The organism is Blastococcus carthaginiensis, assembly GCF_030731085.1.
Lineage (GTDB): Bacteria > Actinomycetota > Actinomycetes > Mycobacteriales > Geodermatophilaceae > Blastococcus > Blastococcus carthaginiensis.
In genome coordinates this window covers 88,381-112,730 of the sequence record NZ_JASNFN010000010.1, presented here as the reverse complement: position 1 = coordinate 112,730, position 24,350 = coordinate 88,381, and the positions used below count along the sequence as shown (strand labels likewise).

The window sequence follows — 24,350 nt, the reverse complement described above, 5'->3', positions numbered from 1 at the left end:
GTCAGGCGGGTGGGACGCCGCCGAGGGCCAGCGCCAGGACGGCGCCGGCCAGCAGCGGCGGGCCGAAGGGCACGGTGCTGCGCCAGCCCGCCCGACCGGTCGCCACCAGCGCCAGCGACACCAGGGCCCCGGTGACCAGACCGAGGAACAGGCCGGCCAGCAGCACGCCCCAGCCGGCCCAGCCGAGCACCAGCCCCAGCAGCCCGATCAGCTTCACGTCGCCGAACCCCAGGGCCGCCGGGGCGGCCAGCCGCGCCGCGCCGGAAAGGAGGAGGGCGGTGGCGCCCGCCGCGCCGGCCCGGCCCAGGGCCGGCCAGGTGCCCAGCACCGCGGCGTCGGCGAGCAGGGCGGCCCCGCAGACGGCGGCGGCCGGGAGGAGCACGCGGTCGGGCAGCCGGTGCACGGCGAGGTCCACCCCGGCCAGCACGACCGCAGCCCCCGCGGCCCAGGCCAGCGCCGCGGTGGCGGGGCGCAGCCCGCCGAGCAGCACCGCCGCGGCCAGCAGACCGGCGGTGAGCACCGCCGTCAGGGCCACCCGGGCCTGCGACGGGGTGGCGGCATCGTCCCGGGCGGCGAGCCGGACGGTGCTGCGCGCCAGGAGCGGCCCGAGGAGCACCCCGGCGACGACGGCGGCGCCGGCGAGGACGGCGTGGGACACGTCCACGGCGGGCGGTTCAGCGGGCGTCGAGCGCGGCGCGCATCGCACCGATGGGGGCCGGCTCCCCGGTCATGAGCTCGACCTGCACGGTGGCCTGCCAGAAGAGGACCTCCAGCCCGCTGATCACCGCGCCGCCGGCGGCGGAGACCCGCTCGGCCAGCGGCGTTGGCCAGGGGGCGTAGAGCACGTCGAGCACGGTCTGCCCACCGTGCCACTCCAGGGCCGCCACGGCCGGCTGCCCCGCGACCGGCACGGTGCTGACGACGACGGGGGCCTCGACCTGCGCACCGGCCAGGGGCAGCACCCGCACCCGCACGCCGAGGGTCTCCAGGACCCGCACCACGTCGCCGGCCCGGGCCGGTTCGCGCACGACGACGTCGACCCGCTCGGCCCCCAGGGAGGCCAGCGCCACGGCCGCGGCCGCCGCCGTCCCCCCGGCGCCGAGCACTGCCGCGTGCCCCACCTCGTCGACGCCGGCCACCTGCAGCGCCGTGCCGACGCCGGCGACGTCGGTGTTCTCCGCCCGCCAGCCCGCCGCGGTGCGGACGAGGGTGTTGGCCGCGCCCAGCAGCCGTGGGAGCGGCTCCACCACGTCGGCGACCGCGACCGCGGCCTGCTTGCACGGCATCGTCACCGAGAAGCCGCGCCACTCCTCGCCGAGCCCGGCCAGGAGTGTCGGCACGTCCTCGGCCCCGACGTCCAGGGCGTCGTAGCTCCAGCCGGAGAGCCCCAGCGCCGCGTAGGCGGCGCGGTGCAGCAGCGGGGAGAGCGAGTGGCTCACCGGCCGCCCGAGGACCGCTGCCCGCTGCGGCCGGTCAGCCACCGCACCCGAGGCCGGCGTCGGCGCACCGCTGGCGGGCCTGCTGGAACTCGGCGTAGTCGCTGGTGAAGAAGTGCGCCCCGTCCTCCGACTCGAGGACGTAGTACAGGAGGTCCCCGGTCGTCGGGGCCAGCGCCGCCTCGAGGCTCCGCTCACCCGGGGAGCTGATGGGGGTCGGCGGCAGGCCGCGCCGGTTCCGCGTGTTGTACGGGTCGTCGCTCTGCAGGTCCGTGACCGTCAGCTCGTTGCCGCTCTTGTCCAGGCCGTAGGCCAGCGTCGCATCGATGCCGAGGGCGATGCCCGCGTCGAGGCGGTTGTAGATCACCTGGGCGACGTCGGCGCGCTCCTCGTCCAGCCGGGTCTCCGACTGGATCATCGAGGCGATCGTGACCACCTCGCCGGGGGTGCGCCCGAGAGCGGCGGCCCGCTCCTCGAGCCGCAGCCGGGCGGCCACCTCGTTGAAGGTCTCGACCATCCGCTGCAGCATCTGCTGCGGCGTGGTGCCCGGCTCGAAGTCGTAGGTCGCCGGGAAGAGGTAGCCCTCCAGCTGCCCGCCCGCGTACGCGGGCAGCGGCAGCGCCGCGGGATCGGCCGCCGCCTCCAGCTCCGCGAGCGGCGTGCCGGTCTCCTCCGCGAGCCGGGCGAGGATCTGCTCCACGGTGAAGCCCTCGGGCACGGTCACCCGCGTCACCTGGCGGGAAGCCGGGTCCAGCAGCAGGTCCAGGGCCCCCTGCCCGCTCATCTGCAGCCGCAGCGAGTAGACGCCGGGCTGGATGCCGGTGGCCGCGGGCTCGCCCTGCGCGGCGTCCACGAACGGTCCGGTGGAGGCGATGACGTCGGCGTCGGCCAGGGTGCGGGCGATGTCGGTGAGCGTGTCGCCCGGCTGCACCCGCACGTCGACGCTGCCGGTGCCCGGACCCGCGTAGTCACGGGCGGCCGGGTCGAGCATGCCGAGGAGTTGCTGCCCGGCGAGCACGATGCCCACGACCATGCCGCCGAGGACCAGCAGCGCCAGCCCGATCGCCAGCGGGCGACGGCGCCGCCGCCGGCGCTGCGGGTCCGTGCGCGGGTCGTAGGGGGCGATCGGGATCTCGTCGTCGTGCAGCAGGCCGCCGTCGTCGGGGTCCCCGTGCAGGTCCAGGTCGTCCTGCGGGTGGAGCGCGGCCGTGTCGTCCGCCGGGGTGGCGCCGGCGGCGGGCTGCGGCGCGTCGCCCTCGTCCCGGCGCCGGCGCAGGCCGCGGCGCCGCGGCCGGTCGTCGTCCACGTTCGCGCCGATGACGTCCAGGCCACCGGTCGGGTCGTCCGCGGCCGGCTCGGCCGGCGGCTCGTCGGGGGTGTCGTCGGGCCCGGCGGAGAGCCGGGGCGCGGCGACGGTCGCGTCGTCGTCCGCGGCGTCCTCGCGCGGCCGCAGCCGGTCCCACGCGCCGGCCGGCAGCGGCGGCAGCGGGGCCGAGGGGTGCTGGCGGTCGAAACCGTGGTCGTCGCGGTCGCCGTGCCGGGACGTCAGGGGATGGTCGGCGGACGACCACCCGCCCGGCGCGCCCATCGGCCCGGTCTCGTCACCGGACCGGTCGACCAGCCCGGCACCCGGGCGGGGGAACACCGGCGGGTGGCCCGAGGTGCCCGGCGGGAAGCCGCCGGCAGGGGCACCGAAGCCGGTCGGGAACGGTGCCGGCATGCCACCGGTTCCGTCGTCGAACGCGTGCCTCCCCCGCCGCTGCGGCCCGCCGGGCGCGCTCACGAGGACGCCTCGCCGGCGCTCGTCGTCCTCGTGACCGGCGCTGCTGTGCTCCTGCATGCCCGCGCACGCCCGGTCATGAGGGCGCCTGCCGGCTGTCCAGGTACTGCTGCAGGATCACCACGGCGGCCGCCTGGTCGATCACCGCGCGCTGGCGACGGCTGTCGATGCCGCCCTCCCGGAGGTGGCTGGCTGCGGTCACGGTCGAGAGCCTCTCGTCGATCAGGTTCACCGGCACGTCCGGGATCCGGTCGGCCAGTTCCTGTGCGTAATCGGCAGCATCCTGCGCGGAGGCACCGGCGGCGCCCGACAGGTGCACCGGTTCTCCCACCACCACCTCTGACACCTCGTGTTCCACCACCAGGGCGGCGAGCCGGTCCAGGTCCGAGCCGTCCTTGGCCCGGCGGAGGGTCTCCAGCGGGCTGGCGAGCGTGCCCGTCGGGTCCGACAGCGCCAGCCCGACCCGCACGGTGCCCACGTCGATGCCGAGGACCCGGCCGCGGGCGCGACCGGCCCCCGGGCGGCGCGGGGGGACCTGCAGGTGCCGTGGCCAGCCGCCGGAGAGGTCGATCTCCGTCGTCTCGTGCTTGACCGGTGGGAACCCCTGGCTCAGGTCGATCTCGGTGGTCGGGTGGTACGTCGGCTGCTCCCCCGTGGTCGGGCGCGGACGCGCCGGCGGGACCGCCGGCAGCTCGCGCCGGCGGCCACCGACCGGGCCGGTGTCCTCGGGGTTGTACTCGGTGTCGGGCACGTTCGTCACCTTCCCGTGGCGGTCACGACCGCCTGCTCGCCGGCCTGCAGTGCCGCGGGGATACCCGCGGGATCGGTTCCGCCCCCCTGGGCGACGTCGGACTTGCCGCCACCGCGGCCGCCGACGGGTGCCGAGGCCGCCTTGAGGACGTCGTTGGCCGACAGCCCCCGGGTGACCGCGGCCGGGTTCAGCGCCGCCACCAACGCCACCTTGCCACCGGACTCCGATGCCAGCAGCACGACCGCCGGCCGGTCAGCCCCGAGGCGGCCGCGGACGTCGAGCGCCAGCGTGCGCAGTTCCCCGCCGCCGAGACCGGCCGGGGAACCGGTGACGACGGCGACGCCGCCCACGTCGCGGGCCGACGCGGCCAGCTCGCCGGCGGCGGCCAGCGTCTGCTGCGCCCGCAGGTCGGCCAGCTCGCGGTCCAGGTCGCGCAGCCGGGAGACCATGCCGCCGACCCGCTCGACCAGGCCGTCCTGGGGCGACTTGAGGATCTCGGCCAGCTGGCGCACCATGTCACGCTCGCGCGCCAGGTACCGGAAGCCCTCCAGCCCCACCACGGCCTCGACGCGCCGCGAGCCCGAGCCCACGGAGGATTCACCGGTCAGCGCCAGCGTGCCGATCTGCGCGCTGCCCCGGACATGGGTGCCACCGCAGAGCTCGCGCGACCACGGGCCGCCGATCTCCACGACCCGCACCTGCTCGCCGTAGGTCTCGCCGAACAGCGCCAGCGCGCCGAACGCCTGGGCCTCGGGCAGCGTCATCCAGGAGGCGGACACGGCGTGGTCGGCGCGGACGGCGGCGTTGGCGACATCCTCGATGTCGCTGCGCTGCTGCGCGGTGAGCGCGCCCTGCCAGGCGAAGTCCAGCCGCAGGTAGCCGGGGCGGTTGTAGGAGCCCGACTGCAGCGCCTGCGGGCCGAGCACCTGGCGCAGCGCGGCGTGCACGACGTGGGTGCCCGAGTGCGCCTGGCAGGCCGACAGCCGCCACTCGCGGTCGACCTCGGCGGTGAGCTCGGCGCCGGCGCGCAGCTCGCCCTCGAGCACCCGCACCTGGTGGGCGACCAGCCCCTTGACCGGGCGCTGCACGTCGATCACCTCGGCCCGGCCGCCGTCCCAGGTGAGCAGGCCCGCATCGGCCACCTGCCCGCCGGACTCGGCGTAGAACGGCGTGCGGTCCAGCACCACGCGGGTGATCTCGCCGGGCCCGGCCGGCCGGTCGCCCTCGTCGTCGCCCTCGGCCACGACGCCCAGCACGCGGGAGTCGGTGCGCAGCGCCTCGTAGGCCCGCCAGTCCGTGGGACCGTGCTCGGCCAGCAGCCGTCGGTAGGCCAGGACGTCGACCGAGCCGGTGCGCTTGGCCCGCGCGTCGGCGCGGGCGCGGTCGCGCTGCTCCGTCATCAGGGCCCGGAAGCCCGCCTCGTCGACGGTGACGCCCTGCTCGGCGGCCATCTCGAGGGTGACGTCGATCGGGAAGCCGTAGGTGTCGTGCAGGGAGAAGGCCTGCGCGCCCGAGAGCTCCGGGGCACCGGCCCTCTTCGCCTGCTGCACCGCGGTGTCGAACAGCGCCGTGCCCGAGGCGAGGGTGCGCCGGAACGCCTCCTCCTCGGCGTAGGCCACCGACGAGATCCGGGCGAAGTCGGTCTCCAGCTCGGGGTAGCTGGCCTTCATGGCGTCCCTGGACACCGGCAGCAGCTCGGGCAGGGTCGCCTCGTCGACCCCGAGCAGCTTCATCGAGCGGACGGCGCGGCGCAGCAGCCGGCGCAGGATGTAGCCGCGCCCCTCGTTGCCCGGGGTCACGCCGTCGCCGATGAGCATGAGCCCGCTGCGCACGTGGTCGGCCACCACCCGGAGCCGCACGTCGGCGTCGACGTCCTTGCCGTAGGTCACCCCGGCCAGGTCGGCGGCCCGGCGCAGCACCGGCGCCACCTCGTCGATCTCGTACATGTTGTCGACGCCCTGCAGCAGGAAGGCCACCCGCTCCAGGCCCATGCCGGTGTCGATGTTCTTCTTCGGCAGCTCGCCGAGGACCGTGAACTCCTCCTTGCTGCGGACGTCGGCGAGCTCGTACTGCATGAAGACGAGGTTCCAGATCTCCAGGAACCGGTCGCCGGCGGTGTCCACCAGCGGGCCGCCGTCGGGGCCGAACTGCGGGCCGCGGTCGAAGTAGATCTCCGAGCAGGGGCCGCCCGGGCCGGCCGCCCCGGTGTGCCAGTAGTTGTCCTTCTTGCCCAGCCGCTGGATCCGCTCGACCGGCAGCCCGGCGATGCGGCGCCAGGCGTCGGCGGCCTCGTCGTCGTCGAGGTAGACCGTCACCCAGATCCGGTCGGGGTCGAAGCCGAGACCGCCGTCCGCCAGCCGACCGGTGATCAGCTCCCAGGCGTGCTGGATCGCCCCCTCCTTGAAGTAGTCGCCGAAGGAGAAGTTGCCGTTCATCTGGAAGAACGTGCCGTGCCGGGTGGTCTTGCCCACCTCCTCGATGTCGAGGGTGCGCACGCACTTCTGCACGCTGGTGGCCCGCGGGAAGGGGGCGGGCTCGCGGCCGGTCAGGTACGGGATGAACGGCACCATGCCGGCGACGGTGAACAGCAGCGACGGGTCCGGGGAGACCAGCGAGGCGCTGGGGACGACGGTGTGGCCGCGCTGGGCGAAGTGCTCCAGGAAGCGGCGGCGGATCTCGGCGGTCTGCATCAGGTCTTCTCGGTGTCGGGGGCCGGGGTGGTGCTCGGACCGGCTCCGGGGGTCAGAGGTCGGCGGCGTGCGCTCCACGGCGCAGCGCCGCGGCGTCACCGGTCTCGGGCAGCGGTGCGTCGAGCCCGGTGCCGGCGCGCAGCTCCTGCTCCCGCTCGCTCATGGCCTCGCGGACGTCGGCACCGAAGTCGCCGATCGCGTCGGCGAGGTCGCGCAGCCCCTCGGCGATCGAGGCCCCGATGCCGGCCGGCGTCATCTTCTCGGCGGCGGCCGAGAGCTTGCGGACGACCAGCGCCCCGATGGTGATCCCCATCGCGAGCCAGAACAGCCGGCGCATCAGGCGGCCCGCCGGGCGGACCGGCGCGCGCGACGCGCCTCCTTGTCGCGGCGGGCGGCGTCGGCGATCGCCTGGCCCTCCCGCTTCTTCTTCGTGGCGCTGCGGACGCCGTAGCTGAACGCGGCCACCTTGATCAGCGGGCTGCCCAGGGTGGCGGCGACGACGCTGGTGAGCGCCGCGACGTTGCTGGAGACGTTGGCGGCGTTGCCGGTGATGTCGTCGACCCGCTCCAGGTTGCTGTTCACGTGCGCGACCGTGGTGCCGGCCTGGCTCAGGATCGGCGCGCTCTGCTCGCGGACCTGGCGGATGGTCAGGGTCGTCTCGTCGAGCGTCCGGCCGAGCTTGAGCAGCGGGACGGCCACGAGCACCACCAGCAGCACCAGGGCCCCGGCTGCGATCAGCCCGGCGATCTCTCCTACGGACACGCGTGCTCCTGTTCTGAGGGGATTCGGCGCCCAGGGGCGACGTTCCGGCCTCGTCACAGTAGTCGCGGGCCCGCCGGGCCGTCCGTGCCCCGCCGCCGGGTCAGCGCGTCCGGCGGAGGATCGCCCGCAGCTTCGCCAGCCGTTCCCCCAGCCGCGCCTCGACGCCGCGGTTGGTCGGGCGGTAGTAGTCCCTGCCCACCAGCGCATCCGGCGGGTACTGCTGGGCCACGATGCCGTCGGGGTGGGCGTGGGGGTAGGAGTAGGTCTTCCCGTGGCCGAGCTTCTTCGCCCCGGCGTAGTGCGCGTCGCGCAGCCCGGGTGGCACCGGGCCGGCCAGCCCCGCGCGGACGTCGGCCACCGACTCCCCCATCGCCACCGTGACCGCGTTCGACTTCGGCGCCGTGGCCAGGTGGACGACGGCCTGGGCGAGCGGGAAGTGGCCCTCGGGCATGCCGATGAACTGCACCGCCTGCATCGCCGCGACGGCCGTGGTCAGCGCGGTGGGGTCGGCCATGCCGATGTCCTCGCTGGCGCTGATCACCAGCCGCCGGGCGATGAAGCGCGGATCCTCCCCCGCCTCGACCATGCGGGCCAGGTAGTGCAGCGCGGCGTCGACGTCGCTGCCGCGGATGCTCTTGATCAGCGCGCTCGCGACGTCGTAGTGCTGGTCGCCCTGCCGGTCGTAGCGGACCGCCGCCTGCGCGACCGCCGTCTCCAGCGTGGCGAGGTCGATCTCGGTCGCGCCGACCGCGCGCGCCGCGCCGGCGCCGGACTCCAGGGCGGTGAGCGCCTTGCGCCCGTCGCCGCCGGCGATGCGGACCAGGTGCTCCTCCGCCTCCGCGGCCAGCGTGACCGCGCCGTCGAGCCCGCGGTCGCTGGCGAGGGCCCGGTGCAGCAGCCGGCGGACGTCGCCGTCGGTGAGCGGCTGGAGCGCGAGCACCAGGCTGCGGGACAGCAACGGGCTGACCACGGAGAAGAACGGGTTCTCGGTGGTGGCGGCGATCAGGCTGACGATCCGGTCCTCCACCGCCGACAGCAGGCTGTCCTGCTGGGTCTTGGAGAAGCGGTGCACCTCGTCGATGAACAGCACGGTGCGACGGCCGGCGTAGGTGAGCTCGCGCTTGGCGCTCTGGATGACCGCCCGCACCTCCTTCACCCCGGAGTCCAGCGCCGACAGCTGCACGAACTGCCGCTTGGTGGCCAGCGAGATGACGTGCGCGAGGGTGGTCTTGCCGGTACCGGGCGGGCCGTAGAGCACCAGCGACATCGGCTCGTCGGACTCGACCAGCCGGCGCAGCGGTGCGCGGTCGCCCAGGAGGTGCTGCTGCCCGACGACCTCGTCCAGCGAGCGCGGGCGCATCCGCACCGCCAGCGGCGCCCCTGGGTCGACGACCGGCGCACCCTCCTCGCCCGGCGCGGGGTCGAACAGCGAACTCACGGGTGGGAACGCTACCCGCGGGGCACGACAGCCCCCATGCAGCAGCGACGCATCGGGACCGTGACCGTGGGCGCCATCGGGCTGGGCGCCATGCCCCTGTCCACCAAGGGCGAGCGCCCCTCGGGGGAGGACGCCGTCGCCGTGGTGCACGCCGCGCTGGACGCGGGCGTCACCCTGATCGACACCGCCGACGCCTACGCCCGCGACGAGGCGGAGTTCGGGCACAACGAGGACCTGGTGGCGCGGGCGCTGGCCGGCTACGGGGGTGACACCTCCTCGGTGCTGGTCGCGACCAAGGGCGGCCACACCCGCCGCGGCACCGACTGGGAGCTCGACGGGTCACCGGCCTACCTGCGGCGGGCCTGCGAGGACTCGCTGCGGCGGCTGGGCGGGGACGCCATCGGGCTCTACCAGTTCCACCGGCCCGACCCGGCCACGCCGTGGGAGGAGTCGATGGGCGGGCTGCGGCAGCTCGCCGACGACGGGCTGGTGCGGATGGTCGGCATCTCGAACGCCGACATCGCCCAGATCGACGTCGCCCGGTCGATCGTGGGCGACGCGCTGGTGAGCGTGCAGAACCAGTTCTCCCCCGGCTGGCGCCACTCGGCCGACGAGCTGGCGCACTGCGCGGGCCACGGGCTGGCCTTCCTGCCGTGGAGCCCTTTCGGCGGGGTGACCTCCGCGGGGTCGCTGGGCTCGACCGCGCCGGCGTTCGCCGAGGTGGCCGAGGAGCTCGGGGTCTCGGTGTACCAGGTCACCCTCGCCTGGCACCTGGCGCAGGGCGACACGGTCGTCCCCATCCCGGGTGCCTCGCGCATCGCCTCGATCCAGGACTCGGTGGCCGCCGCCGACGTCGAGCTCTCCGCGGACCAGCTGGCCCGCCTCACGGGCTGACGGGACACACCGTCACCCCGCCGCCACGCCGGTGTCCTGATCGGCCTCTTGCCCGTTCCGGCGTCCGTGCCAGAGTCCCGCGCAGACGTGACCAGCGGGAACACCTGATGGCGGAGGCGGCATCGATGTCGGGACGGCTGCGGGGACCGGGCGCCGGGGTCGCCGGCGGGGACGCGTCCGGCACGGGCGTCGATCCGGCGCGGGTGGTGGCGCTGACCGAGCGGGAGGAGGCGGTCTTCGCCGCTCGTCACCAGCGCTGCGGCGCCCTGCACGAACGGGCCCGGGCGAGCATGCCCGGCGGTGTGCCGATGAGCTGGATGGCCAAGTGGGCGGGTCCCTTCCCGCTGTCGGTCGCCACCGCGTCGGGCTCCCGCTTCACCTGCGCCGACGGCGTGGAGTTCGTCGACCTCTGCCTCGGTGACACCGGCGCGATGACCGGCCACTCCCCGCCCGCGGCGGTCGCCGCCGTCGCCCGGCAGGCGGCCCGGGGCATCACCCTCATGCTCCCCACCGAGGACGCGGCCGTGGTGGCCGAGGAGCTGACGTCCCGGTTCGGCCTGCCGCAGTGGCAGTTCACGCTGTCGGCGACCGACGCCAACCGGCACGTCGTCCGCTACGCCCGGCACCTCACCGGCCGGCCCCGCGTCCTGGTCGCCGACGCCTGCTACCACGGCAGCGTCGACGAGACCTTCGCGACGCTCGACCGGGAGGGGCGGGTCGTCCCGCGCCGGGGGAACATCGGCCCGCCGGTGCCGCCCTCGGCGACCACCTCGGTGGTGCAGTTCAACGACGTGGCCGCGGTGGAGCGGGAGCTGTCCACCGGCGAGATCGCCTGCGTGCTCATGGAGCCGGCGATGACCAACGTCGGCATCGTGCTCCCGGAGCCCGGCTACCACGAGGCCCTGCGGTCGCTGACCGAGCAGCACGGCACCGTGCTCGTCCTCGACGAGACGCACACCCTTTGCGCCGGGCCCGGCGGGATGACCGCGGCCGACAGGCTGCGACCGGACGTCGTGACGCTCGGCAAGGCCCTCGGCAGCGGGGTCCCGTGCGGGGCGTTCGGGATGACCGCCGAGGTCGCCGACCGGGTGCGCCGGTCGGTCGAACTGGAGGACGTCGACGTCGGCGGCGTCGGCGGCACGCTGGCCGGCAACGCGCTCTCCCTCGCGGCGATGCGCGCCACCCTGCAGCAGGTCCTGACCCCCGACGCGTTCGCCGGCATGCTCCCGCTGGGGGCCCGGTGGGCCGAGGGCGTCGCCGGCGTGCTCGCCGACCAGCAGGTCCCGTGGCACGTCACCCGCCTCGGGGCGCGCGCCGAGTACGCGTTCGCGCCGGTCCCGCCGCGCACCGGCCGCGAGGCCGCCGCGGCCGACGACTTCCCGCTGCAGACCCTGCTGCACCTGTCGGCGCTCAACGCCGGGATCCTGCTCACGCCGTTCCACAACATGGCGTTGTTGGCGCCCACGACCACGGCCGAGGACGTCGACCGGCACACCGCGGCCTTCGCCGCCGTCCTCGAGGAGCTGGTCGCGTGACCGGCCGCGGGCCCGGCGGGGCCGCCGACCTCGTGCTCACCGGGGCCGCCGTGTGGTGCGGCGGTCCGGAGTCCCACCGCGCCGGGGCCCTGGCCGTGCGCGGGGACCGGATCGTGGCGGTCGGCACCGAGGACGAGGTGCGGCAGCACGCCGGCAGCCGCACCGAGCACCTGCACCTGCCCGGCCGGCTGGTGGTCCCCGGCTTCCAGGACGCGCACGTCCACCCCCCGCAGGCCGGCCGCAACCGGCTCAGCGTGGACCTCGACGGCCTGCCCGACCGGGCCGCCTACCTCGAGGCCGTCGCCCGCTACGCGGCGCAGCACCCGGAGCGGACCTGGATCTTCGGCGGCGGCTGGTCGATGGAGCACTTCCCCGGTGGCGCACCCGTCAAGGAGGACCTCGACCGCGTCGTCCCCGACCGGCCGGTCTTCCTCTTCAACCGCGACGTGCACGGCGCGTGGGTCAACTCCCGCGCTCTCGAGCTCGCCGGGATCACCCGGCACACCCCCGACCCGCCCGACGGGCGCATCGAGCGCGACGCGCACGGCGAGCCGACGGGAACCCTGCACGAGGGGGCTGCCTACACGCTGAACGACACGGTGGTGCCGGCGCCCGGCCCGGCGGAGCTGGAGGCGGCGATCCTGTCCGCCCAGGAGCACCTGCACCGGCTGGGGATCACCGGGTGGCAGGACGCGTGGGTGACACCGGAGACGCAGCGGGCCTACGAGTCGCTGGCCGCCGGAGGGCGGTTGACCGCCCGGGTGGTCGGCGCCCTGTGGTGGGATCGGCACCGCGACCTCGGTCAGGTGCCCGACCTGCTCGCCCGCCGGGAACGGGGGCGGGCCACCGGGCACGGCCGGTTCTTCCCGACCACCGTGAAGATCATGGCCGACGGCGTCCTGGAGAACGGCACCGGCGCGCTGCTCGAGCCCTACTGCGACGGCTGCGGGGGCGACACCGGCGACACCGGGCTGAGCTACCTGGACCGCGAGGAGCTCGCCGCCGCCGTCACCGCCCTGGACGCCGAGGGCTTCCAGGTGCACGTGCACACGATCGGCGACCGCGCGGTGCGCGACGCGCTGGACGCCGTCGCCGCGGCGCGGGCGGCGAACGGCCCGGCGGACTCCCGGCACCACCTGGCGCACGTCCAGCTCGTCCACCCCAGCGATGTCCCGCGCTTCGCCGAGCTGGGCGTGGTGGCCAACTGCCAGGCGTACTGGGCGCAGCACGAGCCGCAGATGGACGACCTGACCCTGCCCGTCCTCGGCGACGAGCGGAGCGGGTGGCAGTACCCGTTCGCCGACCTGCTGCGCGCCGGTGCCCGCCTCGCGATGGGCAGCGACTGGCCGGTGACCACACCCGATCCGCTGCAGCAGATCGAGGTCGCCGTGACCCGCGTCGACCCCGCCGACCGCAGCGCACCGCCGTTCCTGCCCGAGCAGCGGCTCTCCCTGACCGAGGCCCTCACCGCCTTCACCGCCGGCAGCGCGTACGTCAACCACGACGACGCCGAGTCCGGGCGCCTGGCGCCGGGCATGCGCGCGGACCTCGCGGTCCTCGACACCGACCTGTTCGCCGACGGCGCCTCGCCGGTGGCCGACGCGCGGGTCGAGTTCACCGTGGCCGCCGGCCGCGTGGTGCACCAACCCCGCTGAGCCCCCGGCCGACCGGACCCGTCCACGAGGAGAGACCGATGACCGATCTGCGCAACTTCGTCGACGGCGGGTACGTCGACACCTCCGGCGACCGCCGCTCCGACCTGGTCGACCCCACGACCGGAGAGGTCTTCGCGACGGCGCCGGTGTCCGACGCGACCGACGTCGACCGCGCCTACCGGTCGGCCGCGCGGGCCTTCGAGGGCTGGCGCGACGCGACCCCCTCGACCCGGCAGCGGGCGCTGCTGGACTTCGCCGACGCGGTCGAGGCCCGCGGCGAGGAGATCCTGGCGCTGGAGAGCCGCAACACCGGCAAGCCGCTGGCGGTCGCCGCCCGCGAGGAGCTGCCGCCGATGGTCGACCAGATCCGCTTCTTCGCCGGGGCCGCCCGCGTGCTGGAGGGGCGCTCGGCCGGCGAGTACCTGGCCGGGCACACGTCCTGGGTCCGGCGGGAGCCGGTCGGCGTCGTCGGTGCGGTGACCCCGTGGAACTACCCGATGATGATGGCGGTCTGGAAGATCGCCCCCGCGCTCGCGGCGGGCAACTCGGTGGTCCTCAAGCCCAGCGACACCACCCCGGCCACGACCCTGCTGCTGGCGGAGATCGCGGCGGAGTTCCTGCCGCCCGGGGTGCTGAACGTGGTCTGCGGCGACCGGGACACCGGGCGGGCCGTGGTCGAGCACCCCGTCCCCCAGATGGTCTGCATCACCGGATCGGTGCGGGCCGGCATGGATGTGGCCGGCGCGGCGGCGGCCGACCTCAAGCGCACGCACCTGGAGCTCGGCGGCAAGGCGCCGGTCGTGGTCTTCGACGACGCCGACGTCGCGGCGGCCGCCGAGGCGATCGCGGCCGCCGGCTACTTCAACGCCGGCCAGGACTGCACGGCGGCGACCCGGGTCCTCGCGGGGCCGCGGATCCACGACGACTTCGTCGCCGCGCTGTCCGAGGCTGCGGTGGGCACCACGACCACGGCGCAGCACGGTCCCGGCGACGAGGACGCGCTCGTGCCGCCGCTGAACAACGCCGCCCAGCTGGACCGGGTGCTGGGGTTCCTCGACCGGGTCCCCGACCACGCGACCGTCCCCGCCGGCGGGGGACGGCAGGAGGGCCCCGGGTTCTTCGTCGAGCCGACCGTCGTCGCGGGGCTGCGACAGGACGACGAGCTGGTGCAGGACGAGGTCTTCGGCCCGGTGATCACCGTGCAGCGGTTCTCCGACGAGGACCAGGCGGTGCGCTGGGCCAACGGCGTGCGGTACGGGCTGGCGTCGAGCGTGTGGACGACGGACTTCGGTCGGGCCATGCGGATGACCCGGCGGCTGGACTTCGGCTGCGTGTGGGTCAACTGCCACATCCCCGTGGTGGCCGAGATGCCCCACGGCGGCTTCAAGCACTCCGGCTACGGCAAGGACCTGTCGATGTACAGCCTGGAGGACTACACCCGGATCAAGCACGTGATGGCGAACATCGAGGCCTGACGGCCCGGCAGCCGGGCGGGGTCCCGGCCGCCGGCTGTCAGCCCCGCCCGTCCAGCAGCGGCCGCGCGGGGTCCCAGGTCGTGCCGTCCCGGGCGTCGGCCCGCCGGCGGGCCAGCGCCGACAGCGCCTCGAGCACCACCCGGTTGCCCAGGTAGGCGGTCACCTCCGCGACGTCGTACGGCGGGGACACCTCCACGACGTCGACGCCCACCACGGGCAGTTCCAGGCAGATCCGCCGCACCGCGTCGAGCAGCTGCCGGGAGGTGAGGCCACCCGGCTCGGGGGTGCCCGTGCCCGGCGCCATGCCCGGGTCCACCACGTCGACGTCGACGGACAGGAACACGCCGTCGCAGTCGTCGACCGCCAGGGCCATCGCCTCGTCGAGGCAGGCGTCCAGGCCCCGGGTGACGATCTCGGTCATCTCGTAGGAACGCAGGCCCCGGGCGGCCATCCAGTCCAGCGTCTCCGGCCCCGGCCAGTAGCCGCGCAGCCCGATCTGCAGGAACCGGTCGCCCCGCGCCGCACCCGACTCGATCAGCCGGCGCATCGGCTGGCCGTGCCCGTAGAGGGAGCCGAACTCGATGTCCCCGGTGTCGGCGTGGGCGTCGAAGTGCAGCACCGACACCCGCCCGTGGCCGTGGTGGTTGGCCACCCCGGTGACGTCCGGCAGCGCGATCGAGTGGTCCCCGCCGAGGACCACCGGGATCGCCCCGGCGGCGGCGACCGCGGTCACCGCCCGCTCGACGGCGGCGAGCGCGCGCTCGATCTCCCCCGGCGGCATCTCGACGTCCCCCGCGTCGAGGACCCGCAGGTCGGTCAGGCCGTCCACGCGCAGCGCCAGCGACGGCCGGGAGCCGTCGTGGGCGAGGTAGCAGGCCTGCCGGATCGCCGACGGGCCGAACCGGGTGCCGGGCCGGTGGGAGGTCCCGCCGTCGAACGGGGCGCCGACTATGACGACGTCGGCGCCGGCGAAGGAGGCGGGGTCGTCGAGGTCGCAGCGCGGCACACCGAGGAAGGTGATGTCGGGGCCGAACTGGCTGCCGTAGCGGCTCATGCGTTCTGCGGGAAGCCGAGGTCGACCCCACGGTCCCGGGGGGCCGGCCACCGGCTGGTGACGACCTTCCCGCGGGTGTAGAACGCGATCCCGTCCGCGCCGTAGGCGTGCGCGTCCCCGAACAGGGATGCCTTCCAGCCGCCGAAGGAGTAGTAGGCCATCGGCACCGGGATGGGGACGTTGACCCCGACCATGCCCACCTGGACCTCCTGCTGGTAGTGCCGCGCGGCCCGCCCGTCGGTGGTGAACACCGCCGTCCCGTTGCCGTAGGGGTTGGCGTTCACCAGGGCCAGGGCCTCGTCGTAGGTCCCCGCCCGTACGACCGAGAGCACCGGGCCGAAGATCTCGTCGGTGTAGACCGACATGCCGGGCCGGACGTGGTCCAGGACGGTGGGGCCGAGCCAGAAGCCGCCCGCCGCGCCGTCGGGTGCGACCGTCCGGCCGTCCACGACCACGGTGGCGCCCTCGCGCTCGCCGGCGTCGAGGTAGCCGGCGACCCGGTCCCGGTGCTCGGCGGTGATCAGCGGGCCCATGTCGGCCCCGCGCCGCCCGTCGCCCACGCGCAGCCCGCGGGTGCGCTCGGCGATCCGCTGCACCAGGTCGTCCCCCACCGGGTCGACGGCGACCACCACCGAGATGGCCATGCACCGCTCGCCGGCGGAGCCGAAGCCGGCCGACACGGCCGCGTCGGCGGCGAGGTCCAGGTCGGCGTCGGGCAGCACCACCATGTGGTTCTTCGCGCCCCCGAGGGCCTGCACCCGCTTGCCGGTGCGGGCGGCGGTCTCGTACACGTGCCGGGCGACCGGGGTGGAGCCCACGAAGCTCACCGCGGCCACGTCGGGGTGCTCGAGCAGCCGGTCGGCGGCCCGGCGGTCCCCGTGGACGACGTTGAGCACGCCGGCCGGCAGCCCCGCCTCCGCCCACAGCTCCGCCAGCCACCCGGCGGCCGAGGGGTCCTTCTCGCTGGGCTTGAGCAGCACGGTGTTCCCGGTGGCGATGGCCACGGGCAGGAACCACAGCGGGACCATCGCGGGGAAGTTGAACGGCGAGATCACCGCGACCGGCCCGAGGGGCTGGCGCAGCGAGTACGTGTCGACGTCGGTCGAGACACCGGCGGAGTGGTCGCCCTTGGACAGGTGCGGCACGCCGCAGGCGAACTCCACGACCTCCAGCCCCCGGTTCACCTCGCCGAGGGCGTCGGAGAGGACCTTGCCGTGCTCGGCGGTGATGATCGCCGCCAGCTCCCGCCGGCGGGCGGCCAGCAGCTCGCGGAAGGCGAAGAGCACCTGCGTGCGGCCGGTCAGGGAGGTCCGGCTCCAGGTGGCGAACGCGTCCCGGGCGGCCGCCACCGCGGCGTCGACCTCCGCGGCGTCGGCCAGCGGGACCTGCCCGGTCACCTCGCCGGTGGCCGGGTCGTGCAGGTCGCCGTACCGGGTGGCCTCGCCGTCCCACGGCTTGCCGTCGATCCAGTGCGCCAGGCGGTTCATGCCGGCGTGCTCCCCTCGGCCGTCGGGTCGGTGGCCGCCAGGAGGGCGGCCCGCAGGATGTCCAGCCCCTCGTCGGCCTCGTCGGCGCCGAGGGTCAGCGGCGGGGCGACGCGCAGCACGTTCCCGTGCAGCCCGCCCTTGCCGATCAGCAGACCGCGGCGCCGGGTCTCCTCCATCGCCCGGGCGGCGGCCGCGGGGTCGGGCACGCGGGTACCGGGCTCCACGAGTTCGATGCCGATCATCAACCCCGCGCCGCGGACCTCCCCGACCAGCGGGACCGTCCGGGCGATCTCCCGGAGGCCGTCGAGCAGCCGCCGCCCGACGGCCCGGGCGTTGGCCTGCAGGTCATGGTGCAGTAGGTAGTCGAGGGTCGCCAGCGCGCCGCGGGTGGACAGCGGATTGCCGCCGAAGGTGGAGATCGAGTTCGCCGTCAGCCCGTCCATGAGGTCGGCGCGGGCCACGACGCCACCGATCGACAGCCCGTTGCCCAGCCCCTTGGCGAAGGTCATGGCGTCGGGGACCACACCGTGGGCGGAGATCCCCCAGAAGGTGTCGCCGGTGCGGCCCCAGCCGGTCTGCACCTCGTCGGAGACGAACGGGATGCCGTGCTCGTCGAGGACGTCCTTGAGCGCGCGGAAGAAGCCGGTGGGCGGCACGACGAAGCCGCCGACCCCCTGCACCGGCTCGGCGATCATGCAGGCCACGTCGCCGGAGGTGGTCGTCAGCAGCACGTCGCGCAGGTCGTCGGCCGCCGCCCGGCAGTAGTCGGCGTCGGAGAGGTGCCCGAACGGGCTGCGGTAGCGGTAGCCGTTCATCACGTAGCTGACGTCGACCGGCGAGAACGACGACGGCGACCAGCCCCGGTTGCCGGTCACGCCCATCGCCGCGTAGGAGCGGCCGTGGTAGCTGTTGCGCAGCGCCAGCACCTGGTTGGACCGCCGCGCGGAGGTGGTGAGCAGCAGGGCGGCCTCGTTGGCCTCCGTGCCGCTGCTGGTGAAGAAGACCTTGGCGTCGGGGATCCCCGAGAGCTCGGCGATCCGCTCGGCGAGCTCGACCTGCGACCGGATCAGGTAGAGCGTCGAGGTGTGCAGCACGCCGGTGTCTGCCTGGGCCGCGATCGCCTCGGTGACCTCGGGGACGCCGTAGCCGAGCATGTTGGTGAGGATCCCGGCGAAGAAGTCGAGGTACTCGTTGCCCTCGCCGTCGATGACGCGGCAGCCCTTGCCGGCGGCGATCTCGATCGGCTGCTCGTAGTTCAGGGTGAGCCAGGACGGCAGGACGGCGCGGTGCCGGGCGAGCAGGTCGGCGGCGCCGCCCCCGCCGCTCACGCCGCACCCCCGCCGGACGCCAGTGCCTCGGCCACCGCCGGGTGCACCACGTCGCCGCCGGCGACGTTCAGCGACCCGGCCAGCCGCTGGTCGGCCGGGTCGGCGACCAGCAGCCGCAGGTAGGGGGTGACGGCGGCCGAGAGCGCCCGGCTCGCCGTGCGCGGGTACTGGCCGGGCACGTTGGTGACGCAGTAGTGCAGCACCCCGTGCGCCAGGTAGGTGGGGTCGCTGTGGCTGGTCGGCCGCGCCGTCTCGATGCACCCGCCCTGGTCGATGGCCAGGTCGACGACGACCGACCCCGGGCGCATGGCGGCGACCATCTCCTCGGTGACCACGATCGGGGCACGGGCGCCGGGCACCAGGGCCGCACCCACCACGAGGTCGGCGCCGGCCACGGCCTCCGCGACCGACTGCGGGGAGGAGGCGAGGGTGCCGGTGACGGTGCCGGCCTGGTGCGCGGTCCACAGCCGGTGCAGGTCGACGTCGACCCCCAGGACCTCGGCGTCCATGCCGCGGGCCCCGCGGGCGGCCATGGTGCCCGCGACGCCGAGCCCCAGCACGACGACTCGCGCGGGTGGGACACCCGCGGCCCCGCCCAGCAGGGTGCCGTTGCCCTTCGCCAGTGCCGCGGCCCCCATGATCGCGGCCGCGCGACCGGCGATCTCGCTCATCGGGGCCAGCAGGGGCAGGCCGTGGCGGTCGCTGACGGTCTCGAAGGCGTGCGCCTCCACGCCCGCGTCCTGCAGGGCGCGGGTCAGGGCGGGCTCGGCGGCCAGGTGCAGGTAGCAGAACAACCGGAGCCCGGGGCGGAAGTGGGTCCACTCCGGCGGCTGCGGCTCCTTCACCTTGACCACCACGTCCGCGGCCCAGGCGTCGGCCGCATCCGGGACGACGTGCGCCCCGGACTCCTTGTAGTCCGCGTCGTCGAACCCGGCCCCCAGGCCGGCGCCGGCCTGCACCAGGACGCGGGCGCCCCCGCGGGTCAGCTGGGCCACGGCGCTGGGGTCCAGGGCCACCCGCCGCTCGCCGTCCTTGGTCTCGGCCACCAGGCCGATGCTCGTCTCCACCGATCTCCTCCAGCCCGCGCGGTGTCCCCCGGATGAGACGCCAGTCACCTTCAGCCTGGTCAGCGCGGTGGCGCGACGGCAAGATACGGATCGTCAGGGCATCCCGGCCCGACCTGACGATCCGGAAACCCGATGCTGCCGACCGTCGCCGAGGTGCTCGACCTGCCGTCCGTGGCGGCCGGGCGTCCCCTGACCACCGCATCCCCCGCGGCTCTCGCCCGGCCGGTGCGCTGGGTCCACGTCAGCGAGGTCCCGGACATCGGCAGCCTGCTCAGCGGCGGGGAGCTGCTGCTCACGACCGGCATCGCGCTGCCCGACGACCCGGCGGTGCTCGCCCGGTACGTCGACGAGCTCGCCGACGTCGGCGCCTCCGCGCTCGTCGTCGAGCTCGGCCGTCGCTACACCGCGCTGCCGGCCGCGCTGCTCCGGGCCGCGCGCCGCCGGGACCTCCCCCTGGTCGCGCTGCAGCGGCCGGTCCGCTTCGTCGACGTCACCCAGGCCGTGCACTCCCACATCGTCGAGGCGCAGTTCGCGCAGCTGCAGCGATCGGACACCGTGCACGCCGCGTTCACCGCGCTCACCGTGGCCGGCGCCTCCCCGGCGGACGTGCTCGCCCGCGTGGCCGAGCTGGCCGGGTGCCCGGTCGTGCTGGAGAACCGGGCCCACCAGGTGATCCTGGACGAGCCCGCCGGGGTGCCCCGGACCGTCCTGCTCGACGGCTGGGAGACCCGGTCCCGCCGGGCCGCCTGGACCGGGACGACCGGCACCGGGCCCGAGGGCTGGCTCGTCACCCCGGTCATGGCCCGGGGCGAGACCTGGGGCCGACTGGTCGCGGTCACCGACGGCACCGACATGGCGTACCGGACGGTGGTCCTCGAACGCGGCGCCACCGCCCTGGCGGTCGGCCGCCTCCTCGAACGCGACCGGGAGACGCTGGAGCGGCACGCCCACCGCTCGCTGCTCTCCGACATCGTCGAGCAGCGCTGGGCCTTCCCCGCCGAGATCGCCTCGCGCGTGACCGCCGCCGGGCTGCCCGTCGCCGGCCGGTCCCTGGTGGCCGCCGTCGTCCACTGGCCGGACGCCCCCGCCCGCGGCACCGTCGCCGGCGAGAGCCCGGCGGCGCGGGCGCTGGAGCGCGACCGGGCCGAAGGCGTCGGGCTGGCCGCCCGGCTGTGCCGCCTCCCCGCGCTGGTCGGCAGCGTCGGGCACGGGGAGGTCGGGATCCTGGCGGCGCTCGACGGCGTCACGGGGGCGAACCTGGAGCAGACGCTGCACCGCCTGGCCGACGCGCTCCGCGCCCAGCCGCTGGCCGGCGCCCGCCCCCTGATCGGCGTGGGCAGCGTCGTCCCCGGCCTGGCGGAGGCGCGGCGGTCGTTCCAGGAGGCGTCGCAGGCCGCGCAGGCGGCGGTCGGCGACCCGCGGGGCCTGCCCTTCTACCGGCTGGTCGACGTCCGGCTGCGGGGTCTGCTGCACCTGCTGCGCGAGGACCCCCGGCTGCAGGCGTTCGTCGAACGCGAGCTCGCCCCGCTGCTGACCGCCCACGACGCCGATGCCCTGCTGGCGGCGCTGCAGGCGCTGCTGGCCCGCGGGGGCAACAAGACCGCCGCCGCGGCGGCGGCGCACCTGTCGCGGCCGGCGTTCTACGCGCGGCTGGCCCGGGCCGAGCGGCTGCTGGGGCTGGACCTGGACGCGCCGGAGTCGCGGCTGTCGCTGCACGTGGCGCTGCTGGCCCGCAGTGCCCAGCAGCCGGTCTGACGGGTCCGCCGGGCCGGTGGGCCGGAGGCCTCAGGAGTCGAAGCCGAGCCCGGCCCGGTCCAGCCCGCGCAGCCACAGGTTGCGGCGTCCCTCGTACCGGTCGGCCCGGGCCAGCGACCACTGGGTCAGCGCGATGCCGGCCGACCGCAGGGGTTCGGGCGGGAACGGCGCCGGCCGGCGTCGCACCATGGACAGCCGGGTGCGCTCGGTGTCGGCGCCGGACAGCAGGTCCAGGACGACGTCGGCCGCGAAGCGGGTCGCCCCCACCCCCAGCCCGGTGAAGCCCAGCGCGTAGCCCACCCGGCCGCCGCGGGCGCGCCCGTAGAACGCGCAGAAGCGGGTGCTCGTGTCGATCACCCCGCCCCACCGGTGGGTGAAGCGCACGTCGGCCAGCTGGGGGAAGGTCTCGGCGAAGTGCCGGGCCAGCCGGGCGAACGTCTCCGGACGCTGGTCGAGCCGCGCCTCGATGCGGCTGCCGTAGTGGTAGACGGCGTCGTACCCGCCCCAGAGGACCCGGTCGTCGCGGGTCAGCCGGTAGTAGTGGAACCGGTTCGCGGAGTCGCCGACCCCCTGCCGGTTCCCCCACCCCACCGACGCCAGCTGGGCGGCCGACAGGGGCTCGGTCACGAGCACGTAGTCGTACACCGGCACGGTGTACGGGCGCAGCCGCCGCAGCAACGACGGAAAGGCGTTGGTGGCCAGCACCACGCGAGCGGCCCGCACCGTGGCGAACGGCGTCCGCAGCACCACCCGGCCCCCCTCGGTGCCCAGCGCGGTCACCGGCGTGTGCTCGTGCAGCCGGACGCCGTGCGACTCCGCGGCGGCGCGCAGGCCCCACGCCAGCCGGGCGGGCTCCACCAGCGCGGTCGTGTGCCGCTCCCAGAGCCCGGCGAGGTAGGTGGGGCTGTCCAGCTCGGCGCGGACGGCGTCGGCGTCGAGCAGCAGCGGGGGCGGTGCGTCCGTGGTCACCGGCAGCCGCGCCCGCTCGGCCAGCTCCTCGGCCTGCCACGGCTCGGTGGCCACGTCCAGCGCGCCGGTGCGGCGGAAGTCGCAGTCGATGCCGTAGCGGTGCACCGTCTCCTCGATCCCGTCGAGGTTGGCCTCCCCCAACCGGTCGAGGACGGCCATCTCCCCCGGCCACCGGGCGTACCCGTTCGCCGCACCGTGGGTGAGGCTCGCCGCGCAGAACCCGCCGTTGCGCCCGCTGGCCTGGGTGCCGGTGCGGCCGGCCTCGAGCACGACGACGTCGTCGGCTCCTCCGTCCCCGACCGCGGCCCGCTCGCGGGCGCGCAGCGCCGTCCAGAGCCCCGTGTACCCCCCGCCGACGACCGCGAGCTCGCAGTCGACGTCCGCCACCAGCGCCGGCGCCGGCGGCGGTGCGGCGGGGTCGTCGAGCCAGAACACCGCCGGCTCCGCGTCCGCCAGGGCCGACAGCGCCGGGTCAGCCACGGCGGGCGCGCTTGACGAGCTCCCCGATGCCGACCGCGAGCAGCGCGGCGAGCAGCATCGCGGTCCCGATGACGTTCACCTGCGGCGGCACGCCACGCTGCGCGGCGCCCCAGACGTACATGGGGAAGGTGATCGTGTTCCCGGAGTTGAAGTTCGTGATGATGAAGTCGTCGAAGGAGAGGGCGAAGGCCAGCAGCGCGGCCGCCAGGATGCCGGGCGCGGCCAGCGGGAGGGTGATCCGGCGGAAGGTCTGCCACTCGTTGGCGTAGAGGTCCATCGCCGCCTCCTCCAGGCGGCTGTCCAGGCCCGCGAGCCGGGCCTTCACCGTGACGACGACGAAGCTGACGTTGAACATGATGTGCGCCAGCACGATCGTCGCGAAGCCGGTCCCGACCCCCAGGTTGACGAACAGGGTCAGCAGCGAGGCCCCCATGACGACCTCGGGGGTGGCCATCGGCAGGAACACCAGCAGGCTGGTGCCCGTCCGGCCGCGGAACCGGTGCCGCACCAGGCCGAACGCCAGCAGGGTGCCGAGCACGGTCGAGACCAGCGTGGCCAGGGCACCGATCTCCAGGCTGCGCACGACCGCGTCGCACATGCCCGCCGGGGCGCACGGGTTCAGCCAGGCCTCGGTGGAGAATCCCTGCCAGGTGAAGTTGAACCGTCCCGCCGGGTCGTTGAAGGAGAAGAGCAGCACGACGGCGATCGGCACGAACAGGTAGACCAGCACCAGGACGGCGAAGGCCATCACCAGGTGCCTGCGGACCCACCCGGACAGGCGGGCGAGGGCCGAGGTGCGCCGGGGCCCACCCGGGGCCGGGGCGGCGCCGGAGCGGGTGGGGCGGTCGAGGGTGGTGGTCACGTCGTCCTCCGGCTCACAACAGGTCCCGCGCACCGACGCGGCGCACGTAGACGAGGACGATGACCAGCACCGAGACCATCAGCGCGAAGGACAGCGCGGCGGCGGTCGGGTAGTCGAGCACGGTGAGGAACCGGCTCTGGATCACCGTGCCGACCATCGCGGAGTTCGGCGTGCCGAGGAACTGCACGTTGACGTAGTCGCCCGCTGCCGGGATGAACGTCAGCAGGGTGCCGGCCACCACGCCGGGCAGCGACAACCGCCAGGTCACCTTGCGGAAGGCCGTGAAGGCGTTGGCGTAGAGGTCGGCGGCCGCCTCGAGCAGCCGCTCGTCCATCTTCTCCAGGCTGGCGTAGAGCGGCAGGACCATGAACGGCAGGAAGTTGTAGGTGAGACCGAGGACCACCGCGGCCGGCGTGGCCAGGAGGCGGCCGCCGTCGTCCAGCAGGGCCACCGCCCGGAGGGTGTCCACGACCCAGCCGTCGTCGCTGAGGATGATCTTCCAGGCCAGGGTGCGGATCAGGAAGCTGGTGAAGAACGGGGCGATCACGAGGATCAGCAGCAGGTTGCGCCAGCGGCCGGCCTTGAAGGCGATCGCATAGGCCAGCGGGTAGCCGATCAGGAGGCACAGCAGCGTCGCCGCCCCGGCGTACAGGAAAGAGCGCCCGAACTGCGCGCCGAAGGTCGACAAGGCCTCGCTGTAGTTCGACCACTCCCAGGTCAGCCGGTACCCCTGGCCCAGGGATCCGGTCTGCAGGGACATGGAAGCCAGGGCGACCATCGGGACGAGGAAGAACACCGCCAGCCAGGCCAGGCCCGGCAGGAGCAGCAGGTAGGGGGTGTACCACCGCCGCGGACGCGGCGGCTCCTCGTCGGTCGCGTCGGTGGCCGGCCCGGCGTGGCCGGTGAGGGCCGCCGTCACCGGCGCTCCCCGG

Annotated in this window: 20 protein-coding genes; 5 read left to right on the top strand and 15 right to left on the bottom strand. The window is 75.2% G+C overall.

Translation table 11 applies throughout. The features are described from left to right. Position 1: 1 nt before the first annotated feature. The 8 genes from QOZ88_RS10050 to QOZ88_RS10015 all read right to left on the bottom strand — a co-directional run bounded on the left by QOZ88_RS10050 (position 2) and on the right by QOZ88_RS10015 (position 8,857). A complete protein-coding gene (locus tag QOZ88_RS10050) occupies positions 2-664 on the bottom strand; it encodes a prepilin peptidase (RefSeq protein ID WP_305999639.1) in 663 nt (220 codons plus the stop codon). A gap of 10 nt (positions 665-674) precedes the next feature. After that, positions 675-1,481 (bottom strand): shikimate dehydrogenase, encoded by an 807-nt coding sequence (locus QOZ88_RS10045; protein WP_305999638.1) that lies wholly within the window; start codon positions 1,479-1,481, stop codon positions 675-677. Further along, positions 1,474-3,276, bottom strand: coding sequence for an endolytic transglycosylase MltG (gene mltG / locus QOZ88_RS10040; RefSeq protein WP_305999637.1), 1,803 nt, complete (start codon positions 3,274-3,276; stop codon positions 1,474-1,476). The genes QOZ88_RS10045 and mltG overlap by 8 nt, the downstream gene beginning before the upstream one ends. A gap of 16 nt (positions 3,277-3,292) precedes the next feature. After that, on the bottom strand, positions 3,293-3,967 hold the full coding sequence (ruvX, locus tag QOZ88_RS10035) for a Holliday junction resolvase RuvX (protein WP_305999636.1): 675 nt from the start codon (positions 3,965-3,967) through the stop codon (positions 3,293-3,295). 5 nt (positions 3,968-3,972) lie between these two features. Then, the gene (alaS, locus tag QOZ88_RS10030) at positions 3,973-6,657 is read right to left on the bottom strand and encodes an alanine--tRNA ligase (RefSeq protein WP_305999635.1); all 2,685 of its coding nucleotides are present in this window, start codon (positions 6,655-6,657) and stop codon (positions 3,973-3,975) included. Positions 6,658-6,709: 52 nt separating this feature from the next. Beyond that, positions 6,710-6,994 carry a hypothetical protein gene (locus QOZ88_RS10025; protein WP_305999634.1) on the bottom strand — a complete coding sequence of 95 codons (285 nt, stop codon included), beginning with the start codon at positions 6,992-6,994 and terminating at the stop codon, positions 6,710-6,712. After that, positions 6,994-7,419, bottom strand: a complete 426-nt coding sequence (locus QOZ88_RS10020) for a DUF948 domain-containing protein (protein WP_305999633.1) — start codon at positions 7,417-7,419, stop codon at positions 6,994-6,996. The genes QOZ88_RS10025 and QOZ88_RS10020 overlap by 1 nt, the downstream gene beginning before the upstream one ends. Positions 7,420-7,519: 100 nt before the next feature. Further along, positions 7,520-8,857, bottom strand: a complete 1,338-nt coding sequence (locus QOZ88_RS10015; protein WP_305999632.1) for a replication-associated recombination protein A — start codon at positions 8,855-8,857, stop codon at positions 7,520-7,522. Between the two features lie 36 nt (positions 8,858-8,893). Between QOZ88_RS10015 and QOZ88_RS10010 the strand changes: the two genes are divergently transcribed. The 4 genes from QOZ88_RS10010 (at position 8,894) to QOZ88_RS09995 (ending at position 14,416) form a co-directional block, all read left to right on the top strand. After that, positions 8,894-9,751 carry an aldo/keto reductase gene (locus QOZ88_RS10010; protein WP_305999631.1) on the top strand — a complete coding sequence of 286 codons (858 nt, stop codon included), beginning with the start codon at positions 8,894-8,896 and terminating at the stop codon, positions 9,749-9,751. 107 nt (positions 9,752-9,858) lie between these two features. Next, positions 9,859-11,286, top strand: coding sequence for a transaminase (locus QOZ88_RS10005; RefSeq protein ID WP_305999630.1), 1,428 nt, complete (start codon positions 9,859-9,861; stop codon positions 11,284-11,286). Then, positions 11,283-12,941, top strand: coding sequence for an amidohydrolase (locus QOZ88_RS10000; protein WP_305999629.1), 1,659 nt, complete (start codon positions 11,283-11,285; stop codon positions 12,939-12,941). Before QOZ88_RS10005 ends, QOZ88_RS10000 begins: the two co-directional genes overlap by 4 nt. A gap of 38 nt (positions 12,942-12,979) precedes the next feature. Then, positions 12,980-14,416, top strand: coding sequence for a gamma-aminobutyraldehyde dehydrogenase (locus tag QOZ88_RS09995; RefSeq protein WP_305999628.1), 1,437 nt, complete (start codon positions 12,980-12,982; stop codon positions 14,414-14,416). A gap of 37 nt (positions 14,417-14,453) precedes the next feature. Here QOZ88_RS09995 and speB read toward each other — a convergent pair whose 3' ends face one another. The 4 genes from speB to QOZ88_RS09975 are packed head-to-tail and all read right to left on the bottom strand — an operon-like array spanning position 14,454 to position 19,352. Continuing rightward, positions 14,454-15,470 (bottom strand): agmatinase, encoded by a 1,017-nt coding sequence (gene speB, locus QOZ88_RS09990; RefSeq protein WP_091931179.1) that lies wholly within the window; start codon positions 15,468-15,470, stop codon positions 14,454-14,456. After that, on the bottom strand, positions 15,467-16,957 hold the full coding sequence (locus QOZ88_RS09985) for a CoA-acylating methylmalonate-semialdehyde dehydrogenase (protein ID WP_305999627.1): 1,491 nt from the start codon (positions 16,955-16,957) through the stop codon (positions 15,467-15,469). Before QOZ88_RS09985 ends, speB begins: the two co-directional genes overlap by 4 nt. Continuing rightward, positions 16,954-18,285, bottom strand: coding sequence for an aspartate aminotransferase family protein (locus tag QOZ88_RS09980; protein ID WP_305999626.1), 1,332 nt, complete (start codon positions 18,283-18,285; stop codon positions 16,954-16,956). Before QOZ88_RS09980 ends, QOZ88_RS09985 begins: the two co-directional genes overlap by 4 nt. After that, positions 18,282-19,352 (bottom strand): alanine dehydrogenase, encoded by a 1,071-nt coding sequence (locus QOZ88_RS09975; RefSeq protein ID WP_305999625.1) that lies wholly within the window; start codon positions 19,350-19,352, stop codon positions 18,282-18,284. The genes QOZ88_RS09980 and QOZ88_RS09975 overlap by 4 nt, the downstream gene beginning before the upstream one ends. Before the next feature lie 132 nt (positions 19,353-19,484). Between QOZ88_RS09975 and QOZ88_RS09970 the strand changes: the two genes are divergently transcribed. Then, positions 19,485-21,107, top strand: coding sequence for a PucR family transcriptional regulator (locus QOZ88_RS09970; protein WP_305999624.1), 1,623 nt, complete (start codon positions 19,485-19,487; stop codon positions 21,105-21,107). Positions 21,108-21,137: 30 nt separating this feature from the next. Here QOZ88_RS09970 and QOZ88_RS09965 read toward each other — a convergent pair whose 3' ends face one another. Genes QOZ88_RS09965 through QOZ88_RS09955 form a run of 3 tightly spaced genes read right to left on the bottom strand, consistent with a single transcriptional unit; the run spans position 21,138 to position 24,337 of the window. Further along, positions 21,138-22,556: an NAD(P)/FAD-dependent oxidoreductase gene (locus QOZ88_RS09965; RefSeq protein ID WP_305999623.1), complete on the bottom strand. Its 1,419-nt coding sequence runs from the start codon at positions 22,554-22,556 to the stop codon at positions 21,138-21,140. After that, positions 22,549-23,418: an ABC transporter permease gene (locus tag QOZ88_RS09960; protein WP_305999622.1), complete on the bottom strand. Its 870-nt coding sequence runs from the start codon at positions 23,416-23,418 to the stop codon at positions 22,549-22,551. The genes QOZ88_RS09965 and QOZ88_RS09960 overlap by 8 nt, the downstream gene beginning before the upstream one ends. A 13-nt stretch (positions 23,419-23,431) precedes the next feature. Further along, positions 23,432-24,337 (bottom strand): ABC transporter permease, encoded by a 906-nt coding sequence (locus tag QOZ88_RS09955; RefSeq protein WP_305999621.1) that lies wholly within the window; start codon positions 24,335-24,337, stop codon positions 23,432-23,434. Between the last annotated feature and the right edge of the window lie 13 nt (positions 24,338-24,350).

What these genes read in the sequence shown, in the direction of transcription:
- QOZ88_RS09995 (WP_305999628.1), top strand. Translation starts at nt 12,980, where the DNA reads ATGACCGATCTGCGCAACTTCGTCGACGGCGGGTACGTCGACACCTCC.
- speB (WP_091931179.1), bottom strand. Translation starts at nt 15,470, where the DNA reads ATGAGCCGCTACGGCAGCCAGTTCGGCCCCGACATCACCTTCCTCGGT.
- QOZ88_RS09970 (WP_305999624.1), top strand. Translation starts at nt 19,485, where the DNA reads ATGCTGCCGACCGTCGCCGAGGTGCTCGACCTGCCGTCCGTGGCGGCC.
- QOZ88_RS10025 (WP_305999634.1), bottom strand. Translation starts at nt 6,994, where the DNA reads ATGCGCCGGCTGTTCTGGCTCGCGATGGGGATCACCATCGGGGCGCTG.
- QOZ88_RS10005 (WP_305999630.1), top strand. Translation starts at nt 9,859, where the DNA reads ATGGCGGAGGCGGCATCGATGTCGGGACGGCTGCGGGGACCGGGCGCC.
- QOZ88_RS09985 (WP_305999627.1), bottom strand. Translation starts at nt 16,957, where the DNA reads ATGAACCGCCTGGCGCACTGGATCGACGGCAAGCCGTGGGACGGCGAG.
- mltG (WP_305999637.1), bottom strand. Translation starts at nt 3,276, where the DNA reads ATGCAGGAGCACAGCAGCGCCGGTCACGAGGACGACGAGCGCCGGCGA.
- alaS (WP_305999635.1), bottom strand. Translation starts at nt 6,657, where the DNA reads ATGCAGACCGCCGAGATCCGCCGCCGCTTCCTGGAGCACTTCGCCCAG.
- QOZ88_RS10010 (WP_305999631.1), top strand. Translation starts at nt 8,894, where the DNA reads ATGCAGCAGCGACGCATCGGGACCGTGACCGTGGGCGCCATCGGGCTG.